Genomic DNA, 26818 nt, shown 5'->3' with positions numbered 1-26818 from the left:
CGGAGTAGTTCATGAAGCGACTAGCAGTGGTAGCGGTGTTGATCGCCCTCACCACCGCGGCGTGCGGCGGTGGTGCCGGAGGCGGCTCCGCCGCGAGTGACGGCGGTGTGTACACGACGATCGACGCCCTCAAGCCGGGCCTCGACGCGAACGCGCCGATCAATCCGTACAACCCCAAGGGCAACGCCTTCCAGGGGTACAACTCCGAGTGGCTCGGGTGGACCAAGAACAATCTGACCGACTCCGACGAGTTCTACCCGGGCGTCGCGGAGAGCTGGAAGATCGCTCCTCGCCAGTCCTCGATCACCATCAATCTCCGCCCGAACGGCAGGTGGTCCGACGGCACGCCGATCACCGCCGAGGACGTGAAGTTCTCCATCGGCCTGGCCTACACCCAGGGCGGCACCGCCTACGCGCTCGACCCCTCCGCGGCCGGTACGGCCTCCGACATTAAGATCATTAATGACCGGACGATCAAAATCACCCAGTCGGCGAAGAACCCGAGCAACTCCTTCGTCCAGGGCGTGATGGAGACCTTCATCGTCCCGGAGCACGTCTGGGCCGGTGTGCTGCCCGCCGACTTCTGGACCAAGCTGAAGACCGCGCAGAGCGACGCTCCCGGGGCCGACGCGGCGCGCGCCGAGATCACCAGCCTGGCCGACAAGGTCATCGCCTTCGCCCCGCCCAAGGACGTCTCCGCGGGGCCGTTCGCGCTGGCGCGGGTGAACCCCGGTGAGGCGCTGCTGGTCAAGAACAAGTATTTCTACAACGCCGCCAACGTCGCCCCCGACAAGGTGAAGATTCTCAACTACACCGGCAACGAGCAGGTCTGGAACTACCTGATCTCCGGGCAGCTGGACAACGCGCCGTTCACCGCGCTCCCCGCCAACGTCATGAAGCGCATCGTCCAGACCTCGGGCAACAACGTCGTCAAGGGGTACTCGCCGGTCGGCAACGCGCTGGCGTTCAACCAGTCCAAGAAGCCCTACGACAACGTGCACGTCCGCCGGGCGCTGGCCTATCTGATCGACCGCGCGCAGGTCACGAAGGTCGCCTCGCCGGAGGGCGGCGTCGCCGCGCTGACCACCTCCGGCATGCACCAGGAGGCCGCCGAAGCCTGGCTCGGCGACAAGCTCTCCACGCTCGACCCCTACACGTTCAACCCCGCCAAGGCCGCGGAGGAACTCAGGGCCGCGGGCATGCGGAAGATCGGCGGCAAGTGGGCGATGCCGGACGGCACACCCTGGAAGATGACCATCAACGTGCCCGCGTCGTTCTCCGACTGGGTGTCCGGGGCGAAGGCCGTCACCAGCCAGCTCAACGACGCCGGGATCGACGCCCAGGTCGTCAGCACCGCCGACTACCCGCTCTACCTGCAGGAGATCGCCCAGGGCAGGTACGACGTCGGATTCTGGCTGGTCGCGCTCGGGCCCTCGCCGTACAACATCTACCAGCGCCTGTACGGCGCGTCGAACGGCTGGCAGCTCTTCGGCGGCAAACTCAAGCACGTGGCCCCGGGCACGGAGGGCAACTGGATGGGCGGACCGGAGACCCTCGACGTCAAGGGCGTCGGCAAGGTCGACCCCGGCGCGCTCGCGGTCCAACTGAACTCGGCCTCCGAGGCCGAGCAGAAGAAGATCATCGGGGTCCTCGCCGAGGCCACGAACCAGGACCTTCCGGTGATCCAGATGTGGGACTACGTCAACACCCAGTTCGTCAACACCACCCGCTTCACCGGTTTCCCGCCGAACAACAGCGACACACTGCGACTCACCTCCGGTGTCTGGCTCCAGCTCGGTCTGATCAAGAGGAAGCAGGCATGACGACGCTCATCGGGGCCCGGCGCCTTCCCGGGGTCAACAACGTCGTACGGCGGCTGGCGGGCCACCTGGTCCGCGGATTCGTCATGATCCTGGTGGTCACCACGATCAGCTTCGTGATCATCAGAAACATCCCCGGCGACCCCCTGCTCGCCCGCTACGAGAGCCTGGTGGAGCAGGGCATGTCGCCGGAGCAGGCCCAGCGGGCCACGGCCGCGCTGTACGGCTTCATGCCGCGCGGCACCCTGTGGGAGCAGTACGTCGACTACATGAGGGGCCTGATCCACCTCAACCTGGGACAGTCGCTGAGCACGCCCGGCGTGCAGGTCACGACGCTGCTCGCCTCGGCGGCCGCGTGGACGATCGTCCCGGTCCTGGTCGGCACCCTGCTGAGTTTCGTGGTCGGCATCACCATGGGCGTCTACGCGGCGATGAGGCGCTCGGGCATGCTCGGCGACCTCCTGGCCATCTCGGGCTCGCTCCTGCACGGCCTGCCGCAGTACGTCCTCGCGCTGCTGATAGCCGCGATCTTCACGACCCTGCTGCCGATCTTCCCCGCCGGCGGCACGGCGGACATCCTGTTCGAGCCCGGCTTCAACGCCGGCTACATCGGCTCGTTGATCCAGCACGCCACACTGCCGATCGTGACCTACGCGCTGGCCAGCTACGGAGGCTGGATCCTGGCGATGAAGTCGAGCGTGGTCACGGTGCTCGGCGACGACTTCATCCTCGCCGCCGAGCTGCGCGGCCTCAAGCGCGGGATCATCTTCCGCTACGTGGCCCGCAACGCGATCCTGCCGCTGTTCACCATCCTCGCGCTCTCGCTGGGCATGCTCTTCGGCGGCGCGATCTTCATCGAGATGATCTTCAACTATCCGGGGCTGGGGCTGCTGCTGATCAACAGCATCACCAGCCGTGACTACGCGCTGATGGGCGGTGCCTTCCTGCTGATCACCGTGGCGATCGTCGTCGCCAACATCGTGGCGGACATGCTCTACACCGCGATCGATCCGCGCGTGCGGAGCGGAGGGGAGACCGCCTCATGACCTGGCGACACGACGGAGGCCTCGGCGCCGTGATCCCGACGGTCACGCGACCGAAGGAGGGGACCGCATGACCGCGCCGACCATCATCCCGAGCGGTACGCGCACGCCCGGTGGCGCCCGCGCGACCCTGAGGCGAAACTTCTGGCGCGGTGTCTGGCGGGTGCTGCGGCGCAAGCCCAGCCGGATGCTCGGCGTGATCATCCTGGCCGTGTTCGCGGTCATGGGCGCCTTCGGGCCGCTGTTCTACCCGGCGCAGCTGCCGCGCGACAACAACGCGCTCTACGCCTCGCCGAGTTTGATCCACCCCTTCGGCACCGACTTCGAGGGCACCGACGTGCTCGCCCTGGTGATCACCGGAGCGCGGTACGTCCTGCTGACCGGACTGATCACCGCGGTCATCGCGATCGTGCTCGGCACCGGTGTCGGGTTGTTCGCCGGGTTCAGGCGAGGGCGCTGGGACAGCCTGCTCATGCGGATCACCGACATGAATCTGGCGATCCCGGGCCTGCCGCTGCTGCTGGTCCTGTCGACCGTGTGGAAGTTCACCGGCGCGTTCGAGATGGGACTGGTGCTCGGTCTCCTCGGCTGGGGCGGCGTGGCGCGTTCCGTGCGAGCCCAGACCCTGTCCCTGCGCGAGCGCGGCTTCATCGAGGCGGCCAAGGGGCTGGGCCTGTCCACGAGGCACATCATCGGCAGGGAGTTGCTGCCGAGCATGGCCCCCTTCATCGCGATGAACATGCTCATCGCGGTGACCGGCGCGGTGTACGCGCAGGTGGGACTGTTCTTCCTGGGTGTGCTGCCGTTCGACGCCAACAACTGGGGTGTGATGCTCAACCTCGCCGTGTTCGGGGGCGGCGCGCTGACGACCACCGCCGCGCTGCCGTACCTGCTGGCGCCGTTGCTGGCGATCCTGCTGCTCACCCTGGGCATCGTGCTCGTCGTCGACGCGATGGACGAGATCTTCAATCCCCGGCTGCGGGAGGAGTGACGGATGTTCCTGTTCCCCACGAAGAAGGCACCGGATCCCGGACGGACGGCGTCCGCTCCCGAGGGGGAGTGCTTCCCCGAGGAGCCCGGCGGGACCTCGCTCCCCGGGAGGCCTCAAGGAGCGTCGCCCGTGAAGCAGGCGCCGGGAGTGCGCGTCAACGACCTCTCCGTCGTCTACCGGACCCCGGCGGGGGAACTCCCCGCCGTCGCCGGGATCGATCTGGAACTGGTTCCCGGGACGATCACCGGCGTGGTCGGCGAGTCCGGCTCGGGGAAGTCCACCCTGGCGCTGTCGCTGCTCAACGCCGTTCAGCCACCCGGCAGGATCAGGTCGGGCAGCGTGGAGATCGACGGTCTCGGCGACGTCGTCCAGCTGGGCGGGAACGACCTGCGCAAGGCACGAGGACGGCACATCGGATACGTCTTTCAGGCCGCCCAGAACTCCCTCAACCCCCTCAAGACGGTCGGTAAGCAACTCCTCGACCTCGGGCGCTCGCACGAGGTGGACGACCTGCGCGCACTGGTCAGGGACGCCAAGGACCTGCTCGGCCGGATGGGGCTGGACGGCGCCCGCGTGCTCGACTCCCACCAGCACGAGCTGTCGGGCGGGATGCGCCAGCGCGTGGGCATCATGCTCGCGCTGGTCCTCAACGCGCACCTCGTCGTGCTGGACGAGCCCACCACCGCACTCGACATGATCACCCAGGCCACGATCCTGCGGATCATCCGCGAGGTGCACACCGAACGCGGGCTCACCACGCTCGTCATCACCCACGACCTCGGCGTGGTGGCCGAGGTCGCCGACCGGCTGGCCGTCATGTACGGCGGGCGGGTGGTCGAGCAGGGGCCGACCATGGAGGTGCTCGGCGCGCCCCGCCACCCCTACACCCAGGGCCTGATCCGGGCCATCCCGCGTCTCGTGGGAGACATCGGCGAGGCCCGGGCACTACCCGGCCGCCCGCCCACGCTTGGGACGATCCCGGCGCGGGGATGCGTGTTCAGAGAGCGTTGCCATCTGCGCATGGACGTCTGCGAGACGGAGGAGCCGCCGGTGGTCGCCCGCGGGGAGTGGATCGTGGCGTGTCACGCGGTCGCGGCCGAGGCGGAACGCGGCAGGCGGACGGCCGCGGCGGGGGCGCAGAGGGTCGCGAAGGCGCACGGAGCGGAGAGGAGGCAGGGGTGATCACGGGAGAGGGCATCACGAAGACCTTCAGGCAGCGAGGCGGAGTCCTCGCCGGGCGGGAGGTGAGAGCGTTGCGCGGGGTCGACTTCGCCATCAGGAAGGGCGGCGCGGCCTCGTTCATCGGTGAGTCCGGTTCCGGCAAGACGACGCTGGGACGGATCATCGCCGGGCTGGAGAGCCACGACTCCGGGGAGATCACCATCGACGGCACCCCCATGTCACCCCTGCGCCCGAGGCAGCGGGAACCGTACTTCCGCCGGATCCAGCTCATCCACCAGGATCCGTACTCCGCGCTCAACCCGACCCGCACGATCCACCAGACGCTGAACGCGCCCCTCGACCTGCGGGCCAAGTGGACCCGCCGTCCGCGGTCGTGGGTGGAGGGACGGGCGGAGGAACTGCTGGAACTGGTCGGGCTCGACCCCGGCTACGTCCTGCCGCGTTATCCCCACCAGCTCTCCGGCGGCATGCGCCAGCGGGTCGTCATCGCCCGCGCGCTCACGGTCGATCCGGAGATGCTCGTCGCGGACGAGGCCGTCTCCATGATCGACGTGTCGCTGCGGCTGGGCATCCTGGCACTGCTCAAGGACCTGCGCGAGCGGCTCGGCGTGAGCGTGCTGTTCATCACCCACGACGTGGCCACCGCCCGCTACATCGGCGAGGACGGTGAGCTGTACGTCATCTACCGCGGACAGGTCGTCGAACGCGGTCACGTGGAGACGATCATCTCCGATCCCGTCCACCCCTACACGCAGTCGCTGCTGTCGGCCATTCCGGTACTGCGCGGCCTGGAACGGCCGGGCGAGCAGCCGGTGGTGCCGACCGAGGCGCTCGACGAGGGCCGCGACGACGCGGGGTGCCTGTTCGCGCGGCGCTGCCCGTTCCGCACCGGCCGCTGTGAGTCGGAGCGCCCGGAACTCGGCCATGACGGGGGCATGCTCCAGGAACACGCCTGCTTCCACCCCCGGCGCCGGAGCGTCGTCGCCACGCCGGTCGGCCGAGCATGAACCCCGTGGGAGAGGTCTACGACCCCGCCACGCGAGCCGTCGGAGGAGCCGTCACGGGAGAGGCGACCGGCGGCGGGGCGGCCGCGGGCCGGGCGGCCGGTGGCGGGTTCGGCCGGGGTACCGCGCGAGGTGACGGCGGTTCCACCCCCGCCGAGGGGATCCGCGAGGCGGTCGCGGCCGACGCTTCGGCGCTCGGCGAGCTCGCCGGGGCCGCGCTCACCCTGGACGCCGAGGAGGCGCCACGCCTGGTGGCGCTGCTCTCGGCGCCGCCGCCGGAACGCCGCTGGACCGCGCTGGTGACCGGCGATCTCGACGGGGTGGTGTTCGCCTCGATGTCGGCGCGTGACCGGTCGGTGGGGCACATCGACCTGCTCGCCGTACATCCGGCCGCCCGGGGCAGGGGCGCGGGACGGGCGCTGGTCGCCGCGGCCGAGGACTGGCTGCGCGGCGAGGGGGCGGCCGAGGCCCGGTTCGCCGGAAATCCACCCTGCTACGCCTGGCCGGGCATCGACGTGCGCTACACCGCGGCGGCCTGCCTGGCCGAGAGCCTCGGCTACGAGCGCTACCACGCCGCCTGGAACATGACCGCCGACCTGACCGCTCCGCTGACGACGGACACCGATCTCGCGCGCCTCGCGAGGGAGGGCGTCACCGTCCACGCGGCCGGTCCCGCCGACCGCGCCGCCGTGCGCGCCTTCGTCCGGGAGAACTGGAACGAGAACTGGGCGTGGGAGGTGGAGCGGGCGACCGGCTGCCATTACGCCTCCAGGAGGGGGGAGATCCTCGGTTTCGCCGCGTGGGGCGCCAGGCCCGCCTGGTTCGGCCCGATGGGCACCGCCCCCGCCGCGCGAGGCCTCGGCATCGGCCGGGTGCTGCTGCGCCGCTGCCTCGCCGAGCAGCGGGACGCGGGCCTGACCAGCGCGCAGATCAGCTGGGTGGGGCCGATGGGGTTCTACTCCAGGGCCGTCGGGGCGCACACCGAACGGGTCTTCTGGCTCTACGGCCGCGGCCTGTGACGGCGGCCGGATCCGGCGACACGACGGCGCGCGTGACGAGACCTGACCTGTGAAAGATTATCTACACAATAGAAGTGTGATATGAAAATTAGCGACATGAGACGACATGATTGATTCACTCGCTGCTCTGGCCACGGAACAGAGCGATCCGCGCTACAGCCAGATCGACCGGCTCTCCACCGAGCAGGTCGCCCGATTGATGAACGCGGCCGACATCACGGTGCCCGCGGCGGTGGCCGTGGTGGTCCCGGAGATCTCGGCCGCGGTCGACGCCGTCGTCACCCGGATGAAGGCGGGGGGACGCCTGTTCTACGTGGGCGCCGGAACGTCGGGCCGGCTGGCCGTACTGGACGCCTCCGAATGCCCGCCGACCTTCGGCACCGACCCTGAGCTGGTGCAGGGAATCATCGCGGGCGGCGAGCCCGCGCTGACCCGCTCGGTCGAGGGCGCGGAGGACGACGACGCCGGGGGAGCCGCCGCGATCACCGAGCGGGAGGTGGGCGCACTCGACTCGGTGGTGGGGGTCTCGGCCAGCGGCCGGGCGCCGTTCGTCCTCGGGGCGCTCGCCGAGGCGGGCCGTCGCGGGGCCCTGACCGTGGGACTGTCGTGCAACGCCGGAACCCCGCTCTCCGAGGCGGTGCTGCACCCGATCGAGGTGATCGTCGGCCCGGAGGTGGTGACCGGCTCGACCAGGCTCAAGGCCGGGACCGCGCAGAAGCTGGTCCTCAACATGATCTCCACGATCGCGATGGTCAGGCTGGGTCGGACCTACGGGAACACCATGATCGAGGTGTCGGCGATGAACTCCAAGCTCGCCGACCGGGCCGCCCGGATGGTCGGCGACATCACCGGCGCCGAGCTCCCTGTCATCCGTCCCGCGCTCGAGGCGGCCGGATGGAACGTGAAGATCGCGGTGCTGATGATCGAGCACGGTCTCGACGCCGACGACGCCCGGACCCTGCTGGAACGTCACGGCGACCGTCTGGAGGCGGCGCTGGGGGCGGACAGGGCGCAAGGTGCCTGAAGCCCCGGCCGTGCTCGGCGGGATCCTGGAGGCGGCGGTGCCCCGCGTGTGCTCGGCCGCGGTCGCGGTGATCGCCGTGGCCGGGACCACGGTGGCCGCCGCCGCGGTGGGGGAGACCGTACGGTACGCGACGGTCTCGGAGGAACTGGCGGACGACCGCCCGCCCGCCCGCCGCGACTCGATCTTCGATCTCGCGTCGATCACCAAGCTCTTCACGACGGCCGTCATCCTGTCGCTGGTCGACGAGGGACGCCTCGATCTGGACGAACCCGTCGCCACCTGGCTGCCCGCCTGTTACGCGGGGGCACCGGAGGTCACCCTGCGGCACCTGCTCACCCACACCGCGGGCCTGCCGCCCGGGCGCAGGGCCCACGAGGAGATCCCCGGAGACGGTTCCGAGATCCATGCCTCACGGATGGAGCTGATCCTGTCGACGCGGGCGCTCCACCCGGTGGGCGGGCGCTACCTCTACTCCGACGTCGGGCTGATCACGGCGGGGCGGGTGGCCGAGATCGCCGGGAAGGCGTCCCTGGACGCGCTGCTGCACGCCCGGGTCACCGGCCCGCTGGGCCTGCCGGACACCGGATACCGGCCCGCCGCGTCCCTGCGCCCTCGGATCGTCGCCACCGAGGACAAGCCCGAGCGACTCGGCTCCGGATGCGTGCGCGGAGAGGTCCACGACGAGACCGCGTACGGCCTGGGCGGGGTCGCCGGGCACGCCGGGGTCTTCTCCACGGCCGACGACCTGGTGCGTTTCACCGAGGTGCTGCGCACCGGAGGCGCCCCGATCCTGAGTCCGGAAGCGGTCGCGGAGATGACCCGCGACCAGGGGGCCGAGGGCGCGGACTTCCGCCACGGCCTGGGGGTGCGCATCGGCGACCCCGCCATCGTCGGCCCGCTGACCGGCGGATACGGCCACTCCGGCTTCACCGGGACCTCCCTCGTCGTCGATCCCGCACGCGCTCTCACGGTCGTCCTGCTGACCAACAACGTTCACCCGCTCCGTGGCCGCGCGGGCATCCGCGACCTCCGCCACGCGGTCGCCGCCGAGGCCCTGCGCCTGTCCTGAACGCCGTGCCTGGCCGAAACGTCACCAGAAGTCCGATAGAATCCCTTCGCGGCGCCGGTTGACCACACGCCCGCGCCCCTCGGTCTCTCTCGACAAGGCCACCGTTCACCACCGCGCCGGGCTCCACCCGCGCCACCGGAACGCCGCTCCGCGGTGAGGTCCTGCCATCGTCGCCGTTCACGGCTCACGGTTTTCCCGGTGTTCCACGCACCGAGGCTCGCCCTCCGCCTGACCGGCCGTGACGGCCGTCAGGACGACTCCTCCGCCCTGCCGGGCGTTCGGCTCCCTCCGGATGAGGACGCCGTGACGACCGTCGGGACGACTCTCCGCCCGGCGGCCCGCCCGCGGGCGGCCCTCGACTGTGCCGACCCGTTCGTCTGAGGCGTGCCCTCATCGGACGGTGCGGCACCGCTGCGCCGATCCCGTCCGGCTGGGGCACGCCCTCACCGGAGCGGTCGGAGCGGCACCGGTCACACCCCTTCGGAAACCCATGACACGCCGGCCTGCCTGGCCGGCTCCCAAGGAGCGCTCGATGAAACTCGGACTCACCTGCCCCCGATTCACCTGGCCCGGCGGCGACGCGGCCATCGCCGAGAGGTTCGCGGCCGTCGCCCGCGGCGCGGACGAAGCGGGGCTGCACAGCCTCTGGGTGATGGACCACCACTGGCAGATCACCAACTTCGGCGCTCCGGAGGATCCGATGCTGGAGGGATACAGTGCCCTGGCCTACGCCGCGGCCCTCACCCGGCGCGTCACGCTGGGAACCCTCGTCACCGGCGTCTCCTACCGCGAACCCGGCCTGCTGGTGAAGCAGGTCACCACTTTGGACGTGCTGTCGGGTGGCCGCGCCGTTCTCGGCATCGGTGCCGGCTGGTACGCGGAGGAGGCCCGCGGCCTCGGCTTTCGTTTCCCGCCGACGGCCGAGCGCTTCGAGCGCCTGGAGGAGACGCTCCAGATCGCCAGGCAGATGTGGAGCGGCGAGGAGAAACCGTACGAGGGCAGGCACTACACGCTGGAGCGCACGCTCAATTCGCCGCAGGCCCTGTCCAGGCCCCATCCGCCGATCCTGATCGGCGGCAGCGGGGAGAAGAAGACCCTCCGCCTCGTCGCCGAGTACGCCGACGCCTGCAACTTCCTCCACGGCGCCGACGTGCGCCACAAGCTCGACGTGCTGCGCGCGCACTGCGCGCGTCTGGGGCGCCCCTTCGAGGCGATCGAGAAGACGCTCCACATGCGCATCGCCGACGACCAGAGCGTCGATCAGAGCGTCCAGCGCTGCGGCGAGCTCGCGGCCCTCGGCATCGACCACGTCATCGCGGCCGTCCCCGACGCCGCCGACGACTCCTCCCTGGCGCGTCTGGCCGAGCTCGCCTCACAGGTCTCCGGGATCACGCCGGCCGGACGCTGACCGATGGGACGCGCGACCCTCGCAGGATCCCTCTGCCGTCCGGGACATGCTGTCCGCCTGGCGACGGGCCGGCTCCTGACCGAACCGCGCGGGTGCCCGAACGCGCGGTGACGAGTTGTCCGGTGATGTTCCTCGTAGGACGCGAGTTGCTGCGATCATGTCGGTATGACGCAGAAGGTTCCGGATACGGGTAAGAGGCTGAGCCGGCAGGAGATCTCCGACGCCGTCGGCGACCTGGGCTGGCGCTATGTCCTGGGCACCGTGCGCACGGCGGTGCCCGTGGCGTCGCTGGCGCAGGCGGCCGACGTCGCCGCGCGCGTGGTGGCCACGGCCGGTGACGACGGTGACGGAAGTCTGTGGCTGGACGTCCGCAGGGATCGAGTGGTCCTCACGCTGCAGTCGCTCGAGGTCGGCCGGGTGACGCCACTCGAGGTCGAGCTCGCCGGCCGGATCTCCGAGGCGGTGAGCGAGCTCGGGCTGCGCACCGGCGCCGACGTCGGTGCGCGGGATACGCGGTCGATCCAGATCCTGGAGCTCGGGATCGACGCGCTCGACATCGCCGCGATCCGCCCGTTCTGGAAAGCGGTGATGGGTTACGACGACGAGGCCGGCGCGTCGGGGGAGGAGGACCCGCTCGTCGACCCCCTCGGGCAGGGACCGGCGATCTGGTTCCAGCAGATGGACGCGCCCCGGCCGCAGCGCAACCGGATCCACTTCGACGTCTCGGTCCCGCACGACGAGGCGCCTGGTCGCATCAAGGCCGCGCTGGCGGCGGGCGGGGTGTTGCTGTCCGACGTCCGGGCGCCCGCCTTCTGGGTGCTGGCGGACGCGGAAGGCAACGAGGCCTGCGTGACGACATGGCAGGGAAGGGACTAGGGCGCGTATCGGGTTGTGATCAAGGGGTGGTCCGGGTGAGGTCTTTGATCCAGATCATCGCGGCGCGAAGGTGGAGGCCGGCGAGGTAGCTCTCAGGGGTCTTGTCGTAACGGGTGGCGATGCCTCGCCAGGCCTTGAGCTTGTTGATCAGCCGTTCGACGGTGTTGCGCTCCTTGTACAGGTCGGCGTCGTAACTGACGGGCCGACCTCCCTTGCTGCCCTTGTTCTTCCGGTTGGCAGCCTGGTCCCTCTTCTCCGGGATGACCACCTTGATGCGGCGTTTCCGCAGGTAGGTGCGGTTGCCGCGGGAGGAGTAGGCCTTGTCGGCGGCGACCGCACCGGGTCGGGTGCGGGGACGGCCGACCGGCCCGCGGACCCGTATCTTCTCCAGCACCGGGATGAACTGCGGGCTGTCGGCGGCCTGTCCCACGGTCAGGACCAACGCTAGCGGGCGGCACTTGCGGTCGGCGGCGAGGTGGACCTTGCTGGTCTGCCCGCCCCTTGAGCGTCCGAGCCGGGCGGCTTTCAGCCGGAGCTTGTCCATGCGTCCACCAGTTTCGCGTGATCTCGACCAGACCCTAAAGGGCGCCGTGGCGGCTCGCTAGCCTCCGGATAAAACGGGAATACGCGGCTTTTCGCCACCAATCGTCAACCTGGAGAAACATGGCGTGAGAAAGCCTTCCGCTCCTTCGCCCGCCAGCCGGTCGCCGGGTGCGCACCCGGGTTCGCCACGCTGGGCGTGGCGGCCGTCACCGTCGCCGCGCCCTGGGCACGCGCCGCACGCGCATGATCACCCGGTCGGAGCCACTCCACGCCCCGGCTGTGCGGTGCCGCAGCCGGACCAAGGCCGGGAAGGTGTGCGCCATCGCCACCGGCGGAGGCCGATGCGAGCATTGCCACGACCAGGTCGACGCCGCCGCGCCCGCTCCGCCTCTGGGCATATCCATTGGATTTTCGGCGATCACCGCCGGGACCCCGTACAGCGGACGGCCGTGGTCATCGCTCTGTGACCAGCTTCAACGCTTTGGAGTCGATTTGGATCGTATTTGGATTAGCACAACCGAAGCTTCTCGCCATGAACATCCCCCTCCTGTCCCGCAGTTTGTGGACGATGCTCGCGGTCACCGTCATCGCCTCGGGCCCGGTCACCGTCTTCTCGACGCCGGCCGTAGCGGCCGAGCTATCTCGTCCAGCCATCGCCTCCGAGGCGCAGGACGAGCTCGGTAACTCGGCGCGCAACCATGAGTCGCCGGCACCGGCCGTCACATCGGTCGAGCAGAGTCCGTCGCCCGGAGACCCGCCGCTGCCGAAGTACCCCGGTCTGCCGCCGGACGGACCGACCCGACTGCTCGCGGTGACGACCACGCCCCTGCCCTGCGACAACAACGGCGCCGACAAGACGGTGACCCGGAACCAGGTGCTCACCCGAGCGCGCGACTGGCTGAACGTCGGCATCCCTTACAGCCAAGAGAGGTGCTATCGCAACTCGTACGGCGACTACCGCACGGACTGCTCCGGATTCGTCTCGATGGCGTGGGGCCTCGGCGGATCCGGGGGCGCCTTCTGGACCGGCAACCTGATGAACAGGGCGCGTCAGATCCCCCGCAGCGACCTGCAGCCGGGGGACGCGCTCCTGCGGCATACCGGCGATCGGGACGAGAATCACGTGGCGTTGTTCGTCCGATGGGGGGACAGCGCCCACACGCAACCGGTCGTCATCGAGCAGACCGGCAGCCAGGGCACCGTCTCGCGCACCTGGACCGCCGGCAACGCCGGCCTCTATACGCCCATCCGCTACGACAACATCGTCGGCGGAGGAGGGGCCGAGGCTCCGGCGATGATGCGTGATGACGGGGACGGCACCATGACGATCTGGCGGTGGGCCTCCAGCGGCGCTGCCTTCGCCCGTTCCACCAATTACGAGTCCGGTGGTTGGAGCACGACGGCCACGGGTGATCGCGTCGCCGCCGGGGACGTCGACGGTGACGGCACCGATGACATCGTGGCCGCGTATCCCGACGCTGATGGTGGCTTCAGCTTCCATGTCTGGAAGAACGGCGGCGCTTACGCCGGCAAGTGGTACACCTCCTCCGGTCCCTTCGCTTTGAACCCCGTCGGCGGACGCCTCGTCCTGGGCACCTGGTAGCCGGTTGACGTGTGGTGTGACGGTGGGCCGGCGCCGGACCGCGACGGCCCACCGCTGACAGCACCCATGACGCGCGACGTGGTCATGACCGGACACGTGCTGTGCGCCCTCGACGAGCCGGACCGAGACGGGGACATCTTGTGGCCGTTGAGGTGCCGGCCTCAACCGACGCCCACGCCTCCGTTCACGACAACGTCCGCCGCGCCGCCCTCCGCTCGCCACCACACATCGGCGACCCGCTTACGGGTGGGGAGCCGTCTTTTCGCATGGGCGTGGGTTCGTCGTCATGGCCCTTCCTCCGCTGCGTGATGCGACGAATCCGAAGGCCAGTTCTCCAGCAGGAGGTGGAGGCCGTTCAGTGCCTGCTCCCAGGACCTCTGCACGTCGCGGGAATGGCTGAATCCACCGTTGGCCTCCAGGTTGATGTAGCCGTGGAAGGCACTACGTAGCAGGCGGCCCGCGTCAGTCAGGTCCGGCTCGACCAGCCTGTACGCGCGCAGCATCGCGTGGGTCAGCTCGATGGTGCGGATATAGACGGTGGACCGGGCGAGGAGGGCAGGGTCCAGCTGGACCGCCTGGGTCGCCGCGTAGCGGCCGGGGTGGGCCAGCGCGTAGTCCCGGTAGGCGTTGGCGAACGCGACCATGGCTTCTTTCCCGGACCGACCCGCGACCGCCGCAGCGATGCGGTCGGCCAACTCCTCCGCGGCGAGCAGCGCGACCCGTTCCCGTAGATCCCGAAGGTTCTTGACGTGCGAGTACAGGCTGGCGTCCTTGACCTTGAAGCTCCGTGCCAGCGCGGACACGGTGATGTTCTCGAACCCGACGGCGTCCGCCAGTTCTGCGGCTGCCTCCGTCACGCGCTCAGATGTCAGTCCCGCACGAGCCACGCGCACCTCCACTTTGCCTAGGGCTCCGAATATTTGCCTAATATACCTAGGCAATGTAGCGTTCGGCGCCATGAAAGCAGTGAGTGAGCAAGAAATCCGCACGTCGTTCGTCAACTGTTCCCGAGGGGAGGCCAAGCGGCTGGCGCTTCCGCGGGACCTGGCCGAGCAGCCCTGGGACGATCTGGACTTCCTGGGCTGGTGCGACCCTGGCGCGCCCGATCGCGGTTACGTCGTCACCGAGCGCGGCGGCGAGGTCGTAGGGGTGGCGCTCCGCGTGGTCACCCAGCAGCGCGGGCGTCTCCACCGCGGCATGTGTTCCCTGTGCCTGACCACACACCCCGGCAACGGCGTCTCCTTGATGACCGCCCGGCGAGCGGGTCAGGCCGGCCGGGACAACAACTCGGTCGGCGTGTACATGTGCACCGACCTCGCTTGTTCCCTGTACGTGCGAGGCAAGAAGATCCCCGACCTGGGCGGGCGCCTCGAAGAGTCCCTGACCGTGGAGCAGCAGATCGATCGCACCGTGGACAAGCTGTCCGCGTTCCTGGACAAGATCCTGGCATGAGCTGAGACGGCCTCGATCGGGCGGCCGCGGACGCGACCCTGCGGGGCGCTACCGGCCGGCACATGGTTCAAGGAACTCCGCCCACGATCGTGGCCGCAGGGACTCGGGGCCCGTACATGGGCATACACCGAAGCCATTTCGACAACGCATCAAGAGGAAGAAGATCACTATGAAGCGCAGCGGATTCGTCGACGAACGGTTCGGCGCGCTCGCAGACGCATTCTCCCAAAACTTCGAGGAATACGGTGAACTCGGCGCGGCCGTCACCGTGTTCGTCGGCGGACGCAAGGTTGTGGACCTGTGGGGCGGGGTCGCGGACGGACGGACCGGTCGGCCGTGGACACAGGACACGGTCGTGCCGGTCTTCTCCTGCGCCAAGGGCATCGTCAGCATCTGCGCCCACCTCCTCGCGCAGGAGAGAAAATTGGATCTCGATGCCCCGGTGAGCCGGTACTGGCCCGAGTTCGCACAGCACGGCAAGGAGGCCATCACGTGTCGCATGGTCCTCGGACACCGGGCGGGGCTCCCCACTCTTGACCCGCTGCTCAGCTTCGAGGAGATCGCCGCCTGGACACCGGTGATCCACGCCATCGAGGAGCAGGAACCGCTGTGGGAGCCGGACACGGCGTATGAGTACCACGGCCATGTCTTCGGGTTCCTCATCGGCGAGGTCATCCGGCGCATCACCGGGCTCACCCCTGGCGCATACTTCCGCCGTGCTGTGGGAGAGCCGCTGAGGCTACGGGCCTGGATAGGCCTGCCCGCCGAGGAGATGGACGACCGTGCCCGGCTCGTCGAGGCCGAAGGGCGCTCTCCGATGCCAGGACCTGAACACCTGCTCACCCGCATCGTGACGATGAACGGCGCGCTGGTCTTCCCCGGTCTCGACGAGCCGCACGGCTGGAACGATCCGGCGCTGCTCGGCATGCAGTTGCCCGGAGCGGGCGCCACGGCCTCAGCGAGCGGACTCGCCGGGCTGTACGCGGCGGCCGTGACCGGCATCGAGGGCCAAGAGCGGCTGCTCACACCGGACACCGTGACGGACGCGGTCCGCGAGGTTTCCTCCGGCAAAGGATGGTTGGGCTTCGACGCCGGGGCACGCTGGGGCTCGGGCTTCCTGCTCGACTCGGCCTTCCGGCCGATGCTGGGGGAGCGCAGCTTCGGCAACGACGGAGCAGGCGGACAGTTCACCTTCGGTGACGACGAATTCGGCGTGGGCTTCGCATACGTCGCCAACCGCATGATCGGCCACGGCGACGCCCGCGCCAACCGTCTGATCGCGGCTGTGCGTAAGTGCCTGATCGACGATTGAGCCGCACGGAGGCCTTGCGGGTACGTCGACGGGAAGAGGCGCTCGACGATGGGCGAACCCAGCTTTCGTGCACCGCCGGGGAAGGACACGAAGGTACTACGCGCCGCGAGCCCGGCCACGGCCCGGCGCCATCGTAGGCGACCACCCCCCTTGGCTTGTCCGTCCTCCGGGGGTCAGGTTGGCGGATCCGACTTGATGCGGATGGAACGATCTGGGAATCCCGCCTCCGAACGGCGCTCGTTCGCGTCCATTTCCCGTTCAGTGCGCCGCCGTAGCTTTCCACCATCACGTCATGAGAGGTGGAAAAAATGGCACACAACAAACCGACGATCGTGCTCGTGCACGGAGCCTTCGCGGACGGCAGCGGCTTCACCACGATCGTCAAGCGGCTTGTCGCCGACGGCTATCCGGTCGTCGCCGCGCCGAACCCGCTTCGGGGGCTCTCCTCCGACGCGAAGCAGGTCAAGGCACTACTGGACAGCATCGAGGGGCCGATCGTACTGGTCGGCCACTCATACGGCGGGGCCGTCATCTCCGCCGCCGCCACCGGCAATCCCGAGGTGAAGGCGCTGGTCTACCTGGCGGCGTTCGTGCCGGAGACGGGCGAGAGCGTACAGGAACTGGTCGAGAAGTTCCCGGGCAGCACCGTGGGCGAGTCACTCAAACCCGTGCCGCTGCCCGATGGGCAGGTCGACCTCTACATTGACCCGCGGGTGTTCCATCCCCATTTCGCAGGGGATGTGCTCGCCGAGGAAGCCGCGCTCTTCGCGATCGCGCAGCGCCCGGCCACCGGCGCCGCCCTCGGCGAGCCCGCCGCCGGACCGCAGGCCTGGCACACGATCCCGAACTACAACCTGATCAGCGGTGCCGACCGGATCATCCCGCCGGCGGCGCAGGAGTTCATGGCTCAGCGCTCCGGCGCGCAGGTCCAGATGGTCGAGGGCGCCTCGCACCTGGTGTTCGTCTCACGTCCGGGCCCCACCGTGGCCCTCATCGAAAAGGCGGCGAGTGAGAATACGTAACGGAATGCTCGTCGGCCAGGGGCCGCGGGTCAGAGGCTGCGGGCGGTGATGTCGCCGTTGGAGGTGGTGGCGCGGATGTCCAGGTCGGCGGTGCCGTCGTTCTTCAGGGCGTTGGTGATCCGGCCGTAGGAGGTGCCGGCGTCCAGGGCGGCCGAGACTCCGGCGGCGGCGCCGACCGAGATGTCACCGGACTGGGTGCGCAGCACCACCGTGCCGCCCATGGCCTCGGTGATGCGGATGTCGCCCCGTGCGGTGCTGATGTCCGCGGGGCCGCCCAGCCGGCCGACCTCGACGTCGCCGTCGAACGCGGTGAGGCGGAGGGCGGCGGCCTCGTCGATTTTGATCTGGCGGTAGGCGCCGTCGAAGGTGACGTCGCCGAGGCGGCCGACGCCGCGCAGTTCGGAGCCGGCGGTGGTGGCCTTGATGTGGGAGCCGGTGGGCAGTTTGACGGTGACCTCGATGGATCCGGAGGGGCCGAAGAGCTGGTGGCCGGACTGGGGGGTGTGGATGTGCAGGACGCCGTCGGTGTAGGCGACGGCGGTCTGCTCGGCGATCTTCACGTCGCGGTTCTTGGTGGGGTTGGTGGGCCGGATCTCGACGGTGGTGTCGGCCCGGTCGGCGGCGATGAGCTGGATGCGTCCGGCGGGGATGTCCAGGACGGTGGTGATCGGGGCGGGGGTGGTGAAGGTCTGCATGGTGTGCTCCCTGCGCTGTGCCGTGTTGTTTCTGACATGGGAAACGCTACGTTGCTTTCTATATTCAGGCAACAAGCTTGTTGCGAACAATCATCATTATTGCAGGTAGATGCTCGAAAATCGTTGCGATGGTTTTGAATAGAATGCAACAGTGGCTCTCTGGTGTGTTGCGATGGTATGAGGGTGAACGCTATGGCGAAGGCGTCGGGGACTACGGAGGAGATCGCGATGCCGGCAGGCTCGCCCGCTGACAAGGACGCCGCGGTGGAGGCACGGCGGGTCGCCGAGCGGCTGGCTCGCGACGCCGAGGCCGAGCGCGAGCCGAATGTATTCTGCTTGCCCTGTTCGGAGCGGTCCGTGATCCTGGGAAACGGGTATGGAGCCGCAGTGCACAGGGGTTCCGCACCCCCCCGGGCCGAGGAACACCCGGCATGTGGACAGGCTAGGGTGCCCGGCTATGACCGAACCTTCCTACCTCAACACCACCCGGACTTCCTATGACGGCGTCGCCGTCATCTATGCGGAGCTTTTTCGCGACTCCCTCGGAGGGCTGCCGTTGGAGCGTGGGCTGCTCACCGCATTCGCCGAACTGGTTCAGGCCGCAGGCGGAGGCCCAGTGGCCGACCTCGGTTGTGGCCCCGGCATGGGGACTGCCTTCCTGCGTTCCCTCGGGCTGGACGTCTTCGGCGTGGACCTGTCGCCGACGATGATTGAGCTGGCCCGCAAGGAGTACCCGGACATACGGTTCGACGAGGGGTCGATGACCGGGCTGGACCTGCCGGACGGAGGCCTTGCGGGCGTCGTCTCTTGGTACTCCATCATTCACACGCCGCCTGAGCGACTGCCGGTGGTGTTCGCCGAATTCGACCGGGTGCTGGCACCGGGCGGCTACCTGTTGCTCGCTTTCCAGGCGTCCCGCGAGGGGGCCTCACATGTGGCTGAGCCGTTCGAGCACAAGGTGACGTTGGCGTACCGGTGGCCGATCGACGGTGTGGCGGAGCTGGCGCGCAGGGCGGGGTTCGTCGAAGTCGCCCGGTTGCTGCGCGAGCGGGAGGAGTTGGAGAGGTTCGAGGCCGGTCATCTGCTGTTCCGTAAACCGGCGAACCCCGAGAAAGCCTGAAAACAGGCGTTTCCGCGGCCGGAGACGGTCTGATCTCGCGGGCCAGGATCGGGAGGCTGGGTGCCGGTCTGCGCACCGCCTCGAGTTCTGGTCCGGGCCGCGGTCAGGAAGCCCCGATGACATCGGACGGCAGATTCGCCCCGACCGACCCCACCGGCCCCGCCCCCGTCCGGACCACACCGGAAGACAACGCTCTCAGTAGCCGACCGTCACGCCGGCCACGTGAATCGGCACGTCAAAGAGGCCGAATAGTGATAGTCCCGAATTAGGCTGACGCCGGTCGCGGTCCGCCCGCGGCACAGCACCGCCGCGGCGTCGTCATCGCCCGCCCATGGCTCGGGGAGCCGGACGGGCGTTTTTGGTGTTCGGCAATGCCGAACGCGCGGTACGGTTGCGGCGTGGGAGAGACGATTCAATCCGTCGAACGCGCCGCGGCCATCCTGCGGCTGCTCGCGTCCGGTTCGCGTCAGCTCGGCGTGGCCGAGCTGGCCACGGCGATGGGACTGCCGAAGGGGACGCTTCACGGGATCCTGCGCACGCTGGTGCACGTGGGTTTCGTCGAGCAGGACCGGGCCAGCGGCAAGTACCGGCTGGGTGCCACGCTGCTCGCCCTGGGCGGCAGTTACCTTGACCTCAACGAGCTGCGGGCACGGTCGCTGAACTGGGCCGACGGCCTGGCAGGGAGGAGCCGGGAGAGTGTGTGGATCGGCACCCTGCACGAGGGCCAGGTGCTCGTCATCCATCACGTGTTCCGGCCCGACAACAGCATGCAGGTGCTGCAGGTCGGCGCGCACCTGCCGGCGCACGCCACCGCGCTCGGCAAGGTGCTGCTCGCCTCCGATCCCTACACCGACCCGGCGCGGCCTCTCGCCGCCTGCACCCCGCGCACCCTCACCGAAGCCGCCGCCCTGGAGGCCGAGCTCGACCTGGTGCGCACGCAGGGATGGGCCTGTGACCTGGAGGAACTGGAGGAGGGCGAGGTGTCCATCGCCGCGCCGATCAAGGATCACGGCGTGGTGGTCGGCGCGATCGGCATCCGTGGCGCCATCGAGCGGCTCACCGCGGACGGCGATCCACAGATGGAGCTGGTCTCCTACGTGCGCGACGCGGCCCGCGCGATCAGCCGCGACCTGGCCCGCTGAGCGCGCACGCCCCCTCAGATGCACGCCCCCTCAGATGCACGCCCCCTCAGATGCACGCCCCCTCCGGTGAACGCCGCCGAAACGTGCATAAATGTCCGGAAACGTCCGGGAAACTCTGTTGACTTGCTCCGATGACCGAATAATATTCCCCTCAGCGTTCGGCGATGCCGAACCATCACTCAAGAACTTGCGAGGAAATCCGTGCCCCGACAGGACTACGTCGCCTCCATCGACCAAGGCACCACGTCGAGCCGGTGCATCGTGTTCGACCGGGACGGCAGCATCATCTCCGTCGCCCAGCGCGAGCACCGCCAGATCTACCCGAAGCCGGGCTGGGTGGAGCACGACGCCGAGGAGATCTGGCAGGCCGTCAGCGGCGTGCTGGACGAGGCGATCGGCGGCGCCGGCATCGACAGCGGCCAGATCGCCGCGCTCGGCATCACCAACCAGCGGGAGACCGCGGTGCTGTGGGACCGCGCCACCGGTCGGCCGGTCTGCCCCGCCATCGTCTGGCAGGACACCCGCACCGACGCGCTGGTCCGTTCCCTCGCCGCGCACGAGCAGCTGTTCCGTGACCGCACCGGGCTGCCGCTCTCCACGTACTTCTCCGGGCCGAAGGTGCGCTGGCTGCTGGACGGCACGCCGGGGCTGCGTGAGCGGGCCGAGCGTGGCGAGGTGCTGTTCGGCACCGTGGACAGCTGGCTGATCTGGAAGCTCACCGGCCGGCACGTCACCGACGTGACCAACGCCAGCCGCACCCTGATGATGAACATCCACACCCTGGACTGGGACGACGAGCTGCTCGACGTGCTGGCCGTGCCCCGCGCGATGCTGCCGCAGATCCGCCCCTCGTCCGAGGTGTACGGCCGCACGGCCGCCGGCATCCCGGTCGCCGCCGCGCTCGGCGACCAGCAGGCCGCGCTGTTCGGCCAGGCGTGCTTCGCGCCCGGCGAGGTCAAGTCCACCTACGGCTCGGGCAGCTTCCTGCTGATGAACACCGGCCGCGAGCCGATCGCCTCCAAGCACGGCCTGCTCACCACGGTCGGCTACCAGATCGGCGACACCCCCGCGGTGTACGCGCTGGAGGGCGCGATCGCGGTCACCGGCTCACTGGTGCAGTGGCTGCGCGACAACCTCGGCCTCATCTCCACCGCCGCCGAGATCGAGACGCTCGCCCGCACCGTGGACGACAACGGCGGCTGCTACTTCGTGCCCGCCTTCTCCGGCCTGTTCGCCCCGCACTGGCGGTCCGACGCCCGCGGTGTCATCGCCGGGCTCACCGCGTTCGTCAACAAGGGCCACATCGCGCGGGCCGTACTGGAGGCCACCGCGTTCCAGACCCGCGAGGTGGTCGACGCGATGAACGCCGACGCGGGCCTGGCGCTCACCTCGCTGCGCGCCGACGGCGGCATGACCGCCGACCACCTGCTCATGCAGACCCTCGCCGACGTGCTCGCGGTCTCGGTGGTACGGCCGATGGTGGCCGAGACCACCGCGCTCGGCGCCGCCTACGCCGCGGGCCTGGCCATCGGCTACTGGCCGGACACCGACACCCTGCGCGCCAACTGGCACAAGGCCGCCGAATGGCAGCCGCGCATAGGCCCGGAGGTGCGCGAACGCGAGTACCGCAACTGGAAGAAGGCGGTCGCCCGCACCCTCGACTGGGTCGAGAACTGACCCCGTCCGTACCGGCGACGGTGCATCAGCTCTCCGCCGGCCCGCCCGGCGACCTCCGTACGAAGGGGACACATCCATGACCATCGCCACCCGCGACCTGCGCGCCGCGACCCGTGAGGAGCTGTCCGGCACCGGCTACGACCTGCTCGTCATCGGCGGCGGCATCCTTGGCATCGCGGTCACCTGGATGGCCTGCCAGGCCGGGTTGCGGGCGGCCATGGTGGACGCCGGCGACTTCGCCGGGGCCACCTCCAGCGCCTCCTCCAAACTCGTGCACGGCGGCCTGCGGTACCTGCAGAACGGCAACCTCAAGCTGGTCGCCGAGAACCACCGGGAGCGCCGCGCGCTCGGCGCCGACGTCGCGCCGCACCTGGTGAAGCCGCTGCAGTTCGTGGTGCCGATCTACCGCGGCGGCCCGCACGGCGCGGCCAAGCTGGGCGCCGGGGTGTTCCTGTACTCGGCGCTGTCGGCGTTCGGCGACGGCCTCGGGCGGCTGATCACGCCGCGCCAGGCCGTGGCGAAGGTGCCCGCGCTGCGCACCGACGGGTTGCGCGCCGCCGCCGTCTACGGCGACCACCAGATGAACGACAGCCGCGTCGCGGTGATGACGGTGCGCGCCGCGGTGGACGCCGGCGCCGTGGTGCTCAACCACGCCGAGGTCGTCGGCCTGCGCACCCGCTCCGGCCAGGTGTGCGGCGCCGAACTGCGCGACCGCCTCAACGGCAGCGAGTTCGGCGTCGAGGCCAGGCTGGTGCTGAACGCCACCGGCCCCTGGGTGGACCGGCTGCGCCGGATGGAGGACCCCGGGGCCGCGCCCAGCGTGCGGCTGTCCAAGGGCGCGCATCTGGTGCTGCGCCGCGACGAGCCGTGGAAGGCGGCGCTCACCACGCCGATCGACCGGCACCGGGTGGCGTTCGCCATCCCGTGGGAGGACCACCTGCTGCTCGGCACCACCGACGAGGCGTACGAGGGCGACCCCGCCGAGGTGCGCGCCACCGACGCCGACATCGACCAGATCCTCGCCGAGGCCGGACTGTCGGTGCGCACGGACCGGCTGCGCCGCGAGGACATCACCTACGCCTTCGCCGGGCTGCGGGTGCTGCCCGGCGGCCCCGGCGACGTCGCCGCGGCGCGCCGGGAGACCGTGGTCACCCGCGGCCGTGGCGGCATGCTCTCGGTCGCCGGCGGCAAGTGGACCACGTACCGGCACATCGGCCGGCACGTGCTGAACACGCTGTCCCGGTTGCCCGGCCGGCCGCTCGGCGACGACCTGGCCGACATCCTGCCCGCGGTGCCGCTGCCCGGGCTGGCCAGCCCGGACGCGGTGGCCATGCGGCTGTGGACCGATCGCGAGCCCGGCGCCCGGATGGAGCCGCTGGTCGCCCGGCACCTGGCCACCCACTACGGCACCATCGCCTTCGACCTGGCCCGGCTCATCCGCGAGGACCCGGCGCTCGGTGAGCGCATCCACCCCGGCGGGCCGGACATCTGGGCCCAGGCCGTCTACGCCCGCGACCACGAGTGGGCGGCCACCGTCGACGACGTCGTGCGCCGCCGCACCACCCTGACCGTCCGCGGCCTGGACACCCCCCAGGTCCGCGAGCGCATCTCCGCCCTGCTCACCTAGGCCTGACCCCGCCTCTCACTCCCCGGCAACCCCCCTTACAAGTAGGTACCACCATGAAGCCCCTTTTGCGCCGCAACGGATTCTGGCTCGCCCTGTCCCTCGTGCTGTGCCTGATCTCCGGCATCGGCGCCTCGTTCGTGCAGACGGCCGGCGGCAGCGTCACCATCAAGGACATGCGCTGGGAGACCCGCTCGGGCCACCTGCTGAGCGCGCTGCTGTTCAAACCCGACTCCGCCACCGCTGAACGCAAGGCCCCCGCGGTCGTCGTCAGCCACGGCTGGTACAACACCCGCGAGATGCAGGACCTCAACTTCGTCGAGCTCGCCCGGCGCGGCTACGTCGTGGTGTCCATCGACATGTACGGCCACGGCAACTCCGATTACCTGCCCGAGGGCACCGAGGCCGTCGGCGGCACCGGCATGTACGACGCCGTGCGGCTCGTCTCGGACCTGCCGTACGTGGACGCGAGCAAGATCGGCGTCAGCGGCCACTCCTTCGGCGCCCGCGCGGTGAACTTCTCCGTCGCAGAGGACAACGCGGCCCCCGCGCCGCTCATCGCCGCGGCGCTGCTCGTCGACAACGACCCGACCTACCGCGACCCCGAGACCAAGCAGTACGCGAACATCTACGGCACCCGCGACGTCGGCCTCATCCAGGCCCAGTACGACGAGTTCTTCTTCCGCAGCCGCGACGCCGACGGCAACGTCGTCACCGTGCCGCGGGACTACCCCTCGACCCCCAACGCGCAGTCGTTCCTGCACTTCGGCGCCGACCCCGCGCAGGTCACCGACAAGCGCGTGGCCGGTCAGGTGTACGACCAGAACGGCGCGATGCGCGTGCTGTACAGCCTGAACCAGACCCACCCGTGGGGTCACACCTCGGCCACCGCCGCCGACCGCCAGATCCAGTTCTTCCAGCAGGCCCTCGGCGCGCCGAACCCCATCGCGGCCGGCTCCCAGGTGTGGCAGTTCAAGGTGGCCTTCAACACCCTCGGCCTGATCGGGTTCGGCATCTTCCTCGTCGCGTTCGCCCAGGCGCTGCTCGGCACCCGCGCCTTCGCCGGGCTGCGGAACACCGCCGTGGCCGAGGCCGTGCCGACCACCCGTAAGGGACTCGCCTGGTTCTGGGGCGGCCTCGTCGTCGCCGCCGTCGTGTCCGCCTTCAGCTACGTCTGGCTGAGCCAGCGCGTCGACGACTTCGCCCCGGCCGGGTTGCCGCAGGAGGCGCCGTACTTCATCGGGCTGTGGGCCGCGGTGAACGGCGTCGTCGGGCTGATCATCATGGCGCTCGCGTACCGGCTGTTCGGCCGCGGTAACGGGCAGGACCTGCGAGCGCTCGGCGTGCTGCCGGGCTGGCGGGCGTTCTTCCACGGCATCGGGCTGGCGCTGACCGTGGTGGTGGCCGCGTTCGCGCTCGTGTTCGTCGTCGACTACTTCTTCACCACCGACTTCCGGCTCTGGGTGGTCGCGGTGAAGACGTTCACACCGGACAAGATCGGCATCGCGCTGCTGTACCTGCCGCTGTTCCTGATCTACTTCTTCGCGAACTCGCTGGCGATCAACAGCTTCAACCGGTTCACGCTGCGCGGCAAGGAGGGGTTGAACACCGCGGTGCTGGTGCTGTTCAACTCGCTCGCGCCGCTCGTGCTGGTGATCGTCCAGTACGGCACGTTCTTCGTGACCGGCGACCTGGTCGACGGGTTCGGCGGCATCTACAGCATCTGGCTGTTCCCGGTCGTGGTGATCCTGGCGGTCGCCGCGGTGGTGTCCCGCAAGATCTACCGGACGACCGGCAACCCGTACATCGGCGGCTTCATCAACGCCGCCGTGGTGGTCCTCATCTCGGTCACCAACACCCTGACGATGGCGTAACCGTTCTCGACGCCGTCGAGCGAGCGGCGGCCGCCCGGGTTTCCGGGCGGCCGCCGTTTTGTCATTCCAGGCCCGGCGGAATTCCAGGCCCGGCGGAGGACGGTGTCACGCGTCGGGCCGCCGCAGGGGACGCATGCTGTCGCGGAACACCCTGGGCATGGTCCACTACTACGTGGTACCGTATAGTGGTACTCGGTGCTACGGAGTACCAGGAGATCGAAGAGGACCCACGATGGACGACCTGACGGAGATGCTGAAGGGCACGCTTGAGGGCTGCGTGCTTGAAATCATCGGCAGCGAGGAGACCTACGGGTACGCCATCACGCGCCGGCTGAACGACCTCGGCTTCGCCGACGTCGTCGAGGGGACGGTTTACACCATCCTGCTGCGACTGGAGAAGAACGGGCTCGTCCAGGTGACGAAACGACCGTCCGGGCTGGGCCCGCCGCGCAAGTTCTACGCGCTCAACGACGCGGGGCGCGACGAGCTCGCGAGGTTCTGGGCGAAATGGGAGTACGTCACATCGCGGATCGACAAGCTCAAGGAGGGCGGGAGATGAACTTCTGGGAGACCATGACAGGCAGCGATCTCACCAGGGAATGGAAGGCGTTCGAAGTTCGGGCCGCGGTGTTGCCGGCCGACCACCGGGCGGCGTGGGAAGAGATCAAGGGTCATCTTTTTCCCTACGGGGACTTCACAGGTCGAAACCTGATGCCGATTCTCGACAGCGCTCTGGGACTGCTCGAGGAGACGGCGGCCGATGGGCAGAGCATTCACGAGGTGCTGGGTGACGACATCGGGGGCTTCTGCGCGGCGCTGGCCGGCGGAGAAGGGGCCCGGAGCTTTCGCGACCGGTGGCGCGAGCAGTTGAACAGGAACGTCGCAAGGAAACTGGGCCGGCTAGGAGGCTGACGTGGGCATCCAAGACATCATCGAGGGCAAGAAGCAGTGGCGGGCGTACAAGGCGCGGGTCAAGGCGCTCCCGCCGGACTACCAGATCGTCTACAAGGAGATTCAGAGGTACCTCTTCAAGGTCGGGCCGATCGACTTGTTCGACGGGTCCCTGCTCTCAGGGATCGTCGATTTCTTCGAGGAGGGCGTCGCGGCCGGCAAGGGAGTCCTGGAACTCATCGGCGACGACGTCGCCGCCTTCTGCGACGACCTGGTCAAGGACTCGCGCACCTATGCGGACATCTACCAGGAGTCCATCAGCGGGGAACCCGGCACGGCCGAGAAGTGACACCCGTCGGCCCGAGAGTACGAGGTCTCAGATCATCGGTGCCGTATCGGCCCAGAATGTCGATCTCGGCGGGGGCGA

General features: G+C 69.4%; 25 protein-coding genes and 1 pseudogene. 23 read left to right on the top strand and 3 right to left on the bottom strand.

What is annotated here, in order from left to right; translation table 11 throughout:
- Window positions 1-11 precede the first annotated feature (11 nt).
- The 11 genes from J2853_RS15605 to J2853_RS15555 all read left to right on the top strand — a co-directional run bounded on the left by J2853_RS15605 (window position 12) and on the right by J2853_RS15555 (window position 11436).
- On the top strand, window positions 12-1823 hold the full coding sequence (locus tag J2853_RS15605; RefSeq protein ID WP_307558543.1) for an ABC transporter substrate-binding protein: 1812 nt from the start codon (window positions 12-14) through the stop codon (window positions 1821-1823).
- Window positions 1820-2866: an ABC transporter permease gene (locus J2853_RS15600; RefSeq protein WP_307558541.1), complete on the top strand. Its 1047-nt coding sequence runs from the start codon at window positions 1820-1822 to the stop codon at window positions 2864-2866. The genes J2853_RS15605 and J2853_RS15600 overlap by 4 nt, the downstream gene beginning before the upstream one ends.
- A 67-nt stretch (window positions 2867-2933) precedes the next feature.
- Window positions 2934-3854, top strand: a complete 921-nt coding sequence (locus J2853_RS15595; protein ID WP_307558539.1) for an ABC transporter permease — start codon at window positions 2934-2936, stop codon at window positions 3852-3854.
- A 129-nt stretch (window positions 3855-3983) separates the two neighbouring features.
- A complete protein-coding gene (locus J2853_RS15590; protein WP_307558537.1) occupies window positions 3984-5036 on the top strand; it encodes an ABC transporter ATP-binding protein in 1053 nt (350 codons plus the stop codon).
- Window positions 5033-6043: an ABC transporter ATP-binding protein gene (locus J2853_RS15585; RefSeq protein ID WP_307558535.1), complete on the top strand. Its 1011-nt coding sequence runs from the start codon at window positions 5033-5035 to the stop codon at window positions 6041-6043. Before J2853_RS15590 ends, J2853_RS15585 begins: the two co-directional genes overlap by 4 nt.
- A 5-nt stretch (window positions 6044-6048) precedes the next feature.
- Window positions 6049-7059, top strand: coding sequence for a GNAT family N-acetyltransferase (locus J2853_RS15580; RefSeq protein ID WP_307558534.1), 1011 nt, complete (start codon window positions 6049-6051; stop codon window positions 7057-7059).
- Window positions 7060-7165: 106 nt separating this feature from the next.
- A complete protein-coding gene (gene murQ, locus J2853_RS15575) occupies window positions 7166-8083 on the top strand; it encodes an N-acetylmuramic acid 6-phosphate etherase (protein ID WP_307558532.1) in 918 nt (305 codons plus the stop codon).
- The gene (locus J2853_RS15570) at window positions 8076-9152 is read left to right on the top strand and encodes a serine hydrolase domain-containing protein (protein ID WP_307558530.1); all 1077 of its coding nucleotides are present in this window, start codon (window positions 8076-8078) and stop codon (window positions 9150-9152) included. The genes murQ and J2853_RS15570 overlap by 8 nt, the downstream gene beginning before the upstream one ends.
- A 198-nt stretch (window positions 9153-9350) precedes the next feature.
- Complete coding sequence (locus J2853_RS15565; RefSeq protein ID WP_307558528.1) at window positions 9351-9533, top strand: hypothetical protein; 183 nt, start codon at window positions 9351-9353, stop codon at window positions 9531-9533.
- Between the two features lie 151 nt (window positions 9534-9684).
- A complete protein-coding gene (locus J2853_RS15560) occupies window positions 9685-10560 on the top strand; it encodes an LLM class F420-dependent oxidoreductase (protein WP_307558526.1) in 876 nt (291 codons plus the stop codon).
- Window positions 10561-10725: 165 nt separating this feature from the next.
- A complete protein-coding gene (locus J2853_RS15555; protein WP_307558524.1) occupies window positions 10726-11436 on the top strand; it encodes a 4a-hydroxytetrahydrobiopterin dehydratase family protein in 711 nt (236 codons plus the stop codon).
- Window positions 11437-11455: 19 nt separating this feature from the next.
- On the opposite strand, the pseudogene J2853_RS15550 reads toward J2853_RS15555, so the two are convergent.
- Window positions 11456-11983, bottom strand: a pseudogene (locus J2853_RS15550) (IS5 family transposase); the annotation flags it as partial.
- Window positions 11984-12511: 528 nt separating this feature from the next.
- On the opposite strand from J2853_RS15550, the gene J2853_RS15545 reads away from it, so the two are divergent.
- The gene (locus tag J2853_RS15545; RefSeq protein ID WP_307558522.1) at window positions 12512-13582 is read left to right on the top strand and encodes an NlpC/P60 family protein; all 1071 of its coding nucleotides are present in this window, start codon (window positions 12512-12514) and stop codon (window positions 13580-13582) included.
- Between the two features lie 284 nt (window positions 13583-13866).
- On the opposite strand, the gene J2853_RS15540 is transcribed toward J2853_RS15545, so the two are convergent.
- Window positions 13867-14469 carry a TetR/AcrR family transcriptional regulator gene (locus tag J2853_RS15540; RefSeq protein WP_307558520.1) on the bottom strand — a complete coding sequence of 201 codons (603 nt, stop codon included), beginning with the start codon at window positions 14467-14469 and terminating at the stop codon, window positions 13867-13869.
- A gap of 70 nt (window positions 14470-14539) precedes the next feature.
- Here J2853_RS15540 and J2853_RS15535 point away from each other — a divergent pair, with 70 nt between their 5' ends.
- The 3 genes from J2853_RS15535 to J2853_RS15525 all read left to right on the top strand — a co-directional run bounded on the left by J2853_RS15535 (window position 14540) and on the right by J2853_RS15525 (window position 17368).
- Entirely contained in the window at window positions 14540-15034 is a 495-nt protein-coding gene (locus J2853_RS15535) for an FBP domain-containing protein (protein WP_307558518.1), read from the top strand.
- Between the two features lie 169 nt (window positions 15035-15203).
- Window positions 15204-16346, top strand: coding sequence for a serine hydrolase domain-containing protein (locus J2853_RS15530; RefSeq protein ID WP_307558516.1), 1143 nt, complete (start codon window positions 15204-15206; stop codon window positions 16344-16346).
- Window positions 16347-16654: 308 nt separating this feature from the next.
- Window positions 16655-17368 carry an alpha/beta fold hydrolase gene (locus tag J2853_RS15525; protein WP_307558514.1) on the top strand — a complete coding sequence of 238 codons (714 nt, stop codon included), beginning with the start codon at window positions 16655-16657 and terminating at the stop codon, window positions 17366-17368.
- 29 nt (window positions 17369-17397) lie between these two features.
- Here J2853_RS15525 and J2853_RS15520 read toward each other — a convergent pair whose 3' ends face one another.
- The gene (locus tag J2853_RS15520; protein ID WP_307558512.1) at window positions 17398-18063 is read right to left on the bottom strand and encodes a DUF4097 family beta strand repeat-containing protein; all 666 of its coding nucleotides are present in this window, start codon (window positions 18061-18063) and stop codon (window positions 17398-17400) included.
- Window positions 18064-18520: 457 nt separating this feature from the next.
- Between J2853_RS15520 and J2853_RS15515 the strand changes: the two genes are divergently transcribed.
- The 8 genes from J2853_RS15515 (at window position 18521) to J2853_RS15480 (ending at window position 26740) form a co-directional block, all read left to right on the top strand.
- Entirely contained in the window at window positions 18521-19183 is a 663-nt protein-coding gene (locus J2853_RS15515) for a class I SAM-dependent methyltransferase (protein WP_307558510.1), read from the top strand.
- A gap of 398 nt (window positions 19184-19581) precedes the next feature.
- Window positions 19582-20325 (top strand): IclR family transcriptional regulator, encoded by a 744-nt coding sequence (locus J2853_RS15510; protein WP_307558509.1) that lies wholly within the window; start codon window positions 19582-19584, stop codon window positions 20323-20325.
- A 201-nt stretch (window positions 20326-20526) separates the two neighbouring features.
- Complete coding sequence (glpK, locus tag J2853_RS15505; protein ID WP_307558507.1) at window positions 20527-22002, top strand: glycerol kinase GlpK; 1476 nt, start codon at window positions 20527-20529, stop codon at window positions 22000-22002.
- 76 nt (window positions 22003-22078) lie between these two features.
- A complete protein-coding gene (locus J2853_RS15500; protein WP_307558505.1) occupies window positions 22079-23629 on the top strand; it encodes a glycerol-3-phosphate dehydrogenase/oxidase in 1551 nt (516 codons plus the stop codon).
- A 53-nt stretch (window positions 23630-23682) separates the two neighbouring features.
- On the top strand, window positions 23683-25500 hold the full coding sequence (locus J2853_RS15495) for an alpha/beta hydrolase (protein ID WP_307558503.1): 1818 nt from the start codon (window positions 23683-23685) through the stop codon (window positions 25498-25500).
- 232 nt (window positions 25501-25732) lie between these two features.
- Window positions 25733-26059 carry a PadR family transcriptional regulator gene (locus tag J2853_RS15490; RefSeq protein ID WP_307558501.1) on the top strand — a complete coding sequence of 109 codons (327 nt, stop codon included), beginning with the start codon at window positions 25733-25735 and terminating at the stop codon, window positions 26057-26059.
- Window positions 26056-26412, top strand: a complete 357-nt coding sequence (locus tag J2853_RS15485) for a DUF1048 domain-containing protein (RefSeq protein ID WP_307558499.1) — start codon at window positions 26056-26058, stop codon at window positions 26410-26412. Before J2853_RS15490 ends, J2853_RS15485 begins: the two co-directional genes overlap by 4 nt.
- 1 nt (window position 26413) lies before the next feature.
- The gene (locus tag J2853_RS15480) at window positions 26414-26740 is read left to right on the top strand and encodes a DUF1048 domain-containing protein (protein WP_307558497.1); all 327 of its coding nucleotides are present in this window, start codon (window positions 26414-26416) and stop codon (window positions 26738-26740) included.
- The last annotated feature ends 78 nt before the right edge of the window (window positions 26741-26818 follow it).

The organism is Streptosporangium lutulentum (assembly GCF_030811455.1).
In the GTDB taxonomy this organism is placed as follows: Bacteria; Actinomycetota; Actinomycetes; order Streptosporangiales; family Streptosporangiaceae; genus Streptosporangium; species Streptosporangium lutulentum.
Note: the sequence above shows the minus strand (reverse complement) of the source record. Positions and strands in the feature narration are given on the sequence as shown.